This is a genomic window from Pseudomonas sp. JV245A, assembly GCF_032424515.1.
Classification (GTDB): Bacteria; Pseudomonadota; Gammaproteobacteria; order Pseudomonadales; family Pseudomonadaceae; genus Aquipseudomonas; species Aquipseudomonas protegens.
Genome location: NZ_VYKE01000045.1, coordinates 36,496 through 42,902, shown reverse-complemented (window position 1 = coordinate 42,902; position 6,407 = coordinate 36,496). Strand labels below are relative to the sequence as shown.

The 6,407-nt window shown below is 66.9% G+C and carries 1 protein-coding gene; it reads left to right on the top strand.

What is annotated here, in order from left to right; all coding sequences use genetic code 11:
• Positions 1-19 precede the first annotated feature (19 nt).
• Positions 20-6,367, top strand: coding sequence for a polyketide synthase (locus tag F6S12_RS14930; protein ID WP_315869037.1), 6,348 nt, complete (start codon positions 20-22; stop codon positions 6,365-6,367).
• Positions 6,368-6,407 lie beyond the last annotated feature (40 nt).

Sequence of the window (6,407 nt, the reverse complement as noted above, 5' to 3'; positions counted from 1 at the left end):
CCAGGGGCGTGAGCGGCCGCTGTGGGTGGGCTCGGTCAAGGCCAACATGGGCCATCTGGATGCGGCCGCCGGAATGGCCAGCGTGATCAAGACCATGATGGTTCTCAAGCACGCCGAGGTGCCTGCGCAACTGCATCTTGCACAGTTGAACCCACTGGTGGACTGGAAGCGTTCCCGGCTGGCGGTGCCCACGGCGATCGAGTCGTTGCCCGACCGGCCGCGCCTGGCTGGAATCAGTGGTTTCGGGCTCAGTGGCACCAACGTCCACATGATTCTCGAAGATGCCAGCGCCTATCGGCAGGCACAGCCGCAGCAGGAACGATCGGCACAGGGCCGGCCTTGGGTCCTGCCGGTATCGGCCAGGTCCGCGCAGGCCGTGGTGGAGCAGGCCAGGGCCTATGCCGTTCATCTGCCGCAGCAGGACGATGGGCAATTGCAAGCCTTTGTCGCCAGCGCCATTCATCGTCGTGATCACTTTCCCTACCGGTCGGCCGTGGTGGGTGCGAACGCCGGGCAATTGAAGAGCCAGCTGGAGCAGTTGCCGGCCCCGACCTTGGCCTGCGCGACGGACGAAGAGGATCGGCGCGGGCCCGTGCTGGTGTTTACCGGGCAGGGCGCCCAGTGGGTGGGAATGGGTCGCGACCTGCTTGAACGGGAGCCGGCCTTCCTGGCGATGATCCGGCGTTGCGACCAGGCGCTGGCCCAGTGGGCAAGCTGGTCGGTGGAGGCCGAGCTGCGCAGCGACGCCAGTGGGTCCCGCCTGCACCTGACCGAATTTGCCCAGCCCTGCATCTTTGCCATCCAGGTGGCGATCAGTGAATGCCTGCGCCAGTGGGGTGTGATCCCGGCGGCGGTGGTCGGCCACTCCATGGGGGAAGTGGCCGCGGCCTATTGCGCCGGAGCACTGGACCTGGAGTCGGCGGTGCGGGTCATCCACCATCGGGCCCAGGCCATGAAGGACACCCTGGGGCAGGGGCGGATGCTGGTGGTGGGCTTGCCCGCGCCGACGCTCCAGTCGCGTCTGGCGAACAACCCGCAACTGGAACTGTCGGTGGTCAACAGTCGAAACAGCTGTGTGGTGTCCGGCAGCCCGCAGGCTGTACAGGCTCTGGATCAGCAACTGCGTGACGAAGGCATCTTCACTTACCTGATGCCGGCGGAATATGCCTTCCACTCCTGCCAGATGGATGAGTGCCTGACGCAGATCCGCGCGGGGCTGGAGGATTTGCCGGTGTTTGCCGCGCACACGCCCTGGATTTCCACCAGTGCGATGCCCGAGGAGCCGATCCTGGCAGATGCCGACTACTGGGCGAGGAATGCCCGTGGCATCGTGCGCTTCGATCGCGCCATCGAACAGTTGATCGAGCAGGGGCACCGGCTGTTCGTCGAGATCGGCCCGCACACCGTGCTGGCGGCGTCGATCAACCAGGCCCTGGCCGACAAGGGAACCCAGGGACTGGTGTGCGGCGCCTTGCACAAGCAGGGCGACGCCGCCCTGGAGCTGGCCAGTATTGTTGCCCGCCTGTATGAGTGGGGCGCAGGTCCCGACTGGCAAGCCTTCCAACCCAGGGAGGCGGCGCTGGAGCTGCCGGCCTATCCCTGGCAGCAGGAGCGTTTCTGGTTTGCCCCGGCGCCGCGGCCGCAGCCGGCAGGGCTCGTGTCCCAGCTGCGGGCGCAGGTACTGGTGTATGACGCCCAGGGCAATCTCTGCGCCCAGGCCAACGATGTGGCGCTGAGCGTGCCGCAGCTGGCACAAATCGCTGTGCCGGCACCGGCCAAGGTGCCCGCAGCGGCGCAGCCGGTGGGGGATGTGCGGGCGCAGATTGGTGCACTGCTGACGCAGATCATCGGCGTGGCCTGTGCCGACCCGGACCCGGATCGAGGCTTCTTCGAACTGGGCCTGAGCTCGATTTCCCTGGTTGAATTCAAGCGCATGCTGGAGCGCCAGTTCGCCCTCAAGCTGTCGGCGACCGTGGGCTTCGACTATCCCACCATCAACCGGCTGGGCCAGTACCTGGAAGGGCTGCTGTCCCGGGAGCCGGCCAGCACCCCGGTAACGGTCGATACCGGGGCGACCGACGCCGCGGGGAGCGTCGCCGTGGTGGCCATGGCGTGCCGGTTTCCCCAGGCCGACAGCCCCGAGGCACTCTGGAAGCTGATGCTGGAACAGACGGACACCGTGGGGCCGGTACCGCCGTCCCGGCTCGCCGGCGCCAAGCCGGAGGAAACCTTCCCGCGGTTTGCCAGCCTTATCCAGCGCCCCGAAGGGTTCGACGAAGCGTTCTTCCGCATTTCCCCCAAGGAAGCCCGGAGCATGGACCCCCAGCAACGGCTGTTGCTGATGGTGGCCTGGGAGGCTCTGGAACGGGCCGGTATCCCTCAGGAGAAGCTGCTGGAGCAGAGGGTCGGGGTTTTTGTCGGGGCCAACTCCCACGACTACGAAACCCGGGTCCTGGGTAGCGCGCAAGGCGTGGATGCCCACTACGGCACTGGCAGTTCGTTTTCGGCGATCTGCGGGCGCCTCTCGCATTTTCTCGGCGTGCGTGGGCCGAGCCTGACGGTGGACACCGCATGCTCGTCATCGCTCACGGCCATCCATCTGGCGTGCAACAGCTTGCGTGCCGCGGAGTGCGACATCGCGATTGTGGGTGGGGTGAATGTCATCGCCTCGGCGTCGATCTTTCAATCCATGGGGCAGGCCGGCGCATTGGCCCCGGACGGCATCAGCAAGGCCTTCGACGACAGTGCCGACGGTTACGGTCGAGGGGAGGGCTGCGGCGTGGTCATTCTCAAGCGCCAGGCCCAGGCCGAGCGGGAGCGTGACCCGATTGTCGCGACGATTCTCGGTTCGGCGGTCAATCACGACGGTGCCTGTGCCGGGCTGACAGTGCCCAATGGTCCGGCGCAAGAGGCGCTGATCAGCGAAGCACTGGCCAACGCCGGCGTGCATCCGGGGCAAGTCAGCTACGTCGAGGCCCATGGCACCGGCACGGTGCTGGGTGACCCCATCGAGCTCAACGCCCTGCACAACGCCTATCGCCAGGCCAGCCCCGACAGTCCGCCGCTGACGGTGGCCTCGGTCAAGGCCAATATCGGGCACCTCGAGGCGGCAGCGGGCATCGCTTCGCTGATCAAGGCCTGCCTGGTGGTGGAGCACGGCCGGATTGCCCCGCAAGCCCATCTGCAGCGGGCCAACACCCGTGTCGACTGGGCGGCCATGAACCTCAAGCTGGCGCATCAGGCCATGGACTGGCCGGGCCGGCCGGAGTCGCGGGTGGCCGGGGTCAGTGCCTTTGGTTTCACCGGGACCAACGTGCATGTGCTGCTCAAGGGCTATACGGCGCCCGCGACAGCGCCTTTGCCACCTGCCACAGCACCAGTAGCCTTGTACCTGTCCGCGGCCACCCCGGCGGCATTGGCGGAGCTGGCCCAGCGCTATGTGTCCTTCCTGGGCGCTACCGAGCACTGCCCACAGACCATCTGCTACAACGCGCTGATGCGGCGCACGGCGTTCAAGGAACGCCTGGTCGTCCACGGCCAGGATTGCCGCGAGCTGGCTCAGGCACTACAGGCCTGGCTGGCCGGCAGCCCCATCGCCAATGACCGCAAACCCGCGGCCGGCGAACCCTGGGCGACCCTGGCCGAGGCCTTTGGCCGCGGCGCCCAGCCGCCGGGCCCCGAGCGCTTGCCGGACGGCTGTCAGGCCATCGGGTTGCCCACCTATCCCTGGCAGCTCAACGACTACTGGATCGATGCTGGCCAGCCGGCTACGGCGGTGCAGCCCGCCCGGGCAGCCTCGGGCCATCCTTGCCTGCAGGGGCTGGTACGGCCGGCCGGGCAGCTCTGGTACTGGTCGGGGGCTCTCGCTCCCCAGGCCGGGCATTACGACCCGCTGGGCGAACAGGGGTACAGGGTCAAGACTCACCTGTTGCTGGATGCCGTGCTCCAGGCGGTGCGGGAAACACCACGGGGCGTGCAGCAGATCCGCGACTTGCAGATTGCCCAGCTGCGTCTGCGCGGCGAACAGCACCTCACTTCGCACCTGAGCATCCACCTCACCCAGGCGCCTGACGCCTGCTTCGAACTGGCCTTGCAAGGGGCCGGCGACGAGCGCCGCCATGTCTGCATGAGCGGAACCCTGGTTGACTGTGCAGCGCAGTTGCAGGAGGAAACCCTGTGCGGGGTGTCGATGCTCGATGAGCCTTCACCGCCGGCGCCGGACGTTGGCCTGTGCCCATGGTCCGGGTGTGCGGCCACGGGCGGGCAGCGGGCCTTGTACCGCTTTGCCCACTCCCTGACGGCGGCCGAGCGCCAGACCCAGTTGCTGGCCAGTGTGGTCGAGCTGTTTGAAGGCGCCCACGCCGCCGCGCTGGTCGGGTTCTCCGGGCTCCAGGTATGGGCAGACCTGCCGGCGCAGGTATGGATTGTGCTGGCCGGCCATGACGCCGACAAACCCGACAGCCTGCAGGTAGTGGATGCCCGGGGTTGCCAGCTGGCGCTGTTCGAAGGTCCGCAGTTTGGCCATCCTGGTTCGTGGTACTTGCCCGACCTCCAGACCGCACCCCTCGACCTGCCGATGATCGCTCGCCAATGGCAGGACTATCCGATGCCGGGCGAGGGCGCTCGGCAACGCGAGGGCTACTGGATGGTGCTGGCCTGGAGCACTGCCGAGGTCCAGCCACTGGCTGCGGCGTTTGCGGCTGAACAGCGTCCGGTCGAAGTCATCGAGCTGCACGCCGGGCAACAACCTCTGGCCCGAAAGCTGTCCTCGGCGTTGCGCGGGGCAGTGGCCGATCCGTCCTGCCTGGGGGTGATCGTTGCCGGCGTTGAGGCTCAGGAGGCCGACGGCCTCGGTATATCCCTGGTGGCCTCTGCGGCGCTGGTACAGGCCTTCGCCGGTGCGATTGCCAGCGTCGGAACACCGGCAAAGCCGGTCTGGTTCGCCCTTCATGCCAGTGATGCTGCGTCGCCGGCCATGGCCGCTGTCCAGGCCACCTGGCAGGGCGCCGCACATATCTTCGCCCTGGAGCATCCTGCCTGGTGGGGCGGTCTGGTGACTTTGCAGGGCAGCGACAGAAGAAGCTACGCCAGCCTCTGCCGGCTGTTGCACGGCCAACCTGGCCATGATCACTTTGCGATCAGCGGCGCCCGGGTCGAGGTGCAATACCTGGTGGAGGATCAAGCCGACCCGCTACAGCGCCTGGAGTCGCCGGCGCTGAACGGAACCGTTGTGCTGCATGCCGTCCCGGGATCTGACCTGGAGCCTGTGCTGACGGCGCTCGGGCAGCGGGGTGTGCAGCGTGTGCTGCTGCTCTGCGAGGCCCCCGGGCAACTGCACATGCCTGAGCGGATGCCCGAAGCGATGGCGATCAGCAGCCTCTCGGACCTGAGCCGGGAAAACCTGGCTGACACCTTCGCGACGCTGCGAGCGCAAGACCGCATCGCCGGCTTTATCCACCTCGATCTTGACTGGCGCACGGTTGCGCTCAAGGAGCCGGAATTTGTCGTGCGAATGCAGGAAGGCGTTCGGCCGCTTGAGATCTTGCAGCAGGTTCACCAGCTGATCGATGACCCCGAAGCGTTCTTCCTGATCCTGGGCAGCGTGTCTTCCCTGCTTGGCGGGGCCGGCTTCGCCCGCTCGGCGATTGCCGATGCATATGCCTTGTGGGTGCATGCACAGCGCCGGCGCCAGGGGTTGAACTGCCAGCTGCTGCAGCTGACGCAGAGCGAACAGGAGCTTGAGCAGGACGCCGCAGCCCGCACGGCCATGCAAGGCAGCGGCCTGCAGCCTTTGCAGCGCTCGCAGATAGTGCAGGCCATAGCCCGCGTGCTGGGTGGCCAGGGCCAGTGCGGGCTGCTCAATGTCGACTGGCAACAACTCAAAGGGCTGTACCTGAGCGTGCTGCCCTGGCCCTTGCTCGAACACCTGGGTGCAGCGGATAGCGCAGCGGATCAGCGTCTGGCCGAGCTGATTGGCCTGCCACCGCTGCAGCAGCGCCGGGCCATGCAGGCGCTGGTCTGCGAGGTAGTGGGGCAGGTGTTCGGCGTTGCCGATGGCCTGGAGCTCGATGTCAGGAAGGGCTTCTTCGACATGGGCATGTCCTCGGTCATGTCGCTGGACCTGCGCTCACGGCTGGGCCGGGCGTTGAGCATCGACCTGCCTTCGACCTTCGGCTTCGAATACACCTCCATCGAACAGGTCACGGACTACCTCATGGGCCAGCTCCTGGCGCCTGAAACCCGGGAGCCGGTGGCGGCGCCCGAACCTGTGTCGCCAGCGTCGCGGCATCAGGACCTGCATGAACTGTCACGGGCCGAGCTGATTGGTGCTCTCGAAGACGAGCTGCGCGATATCGCCAATTACTAGCCCTGGGGCTGGATGACAACTGCCAGAGAATCACTGATCG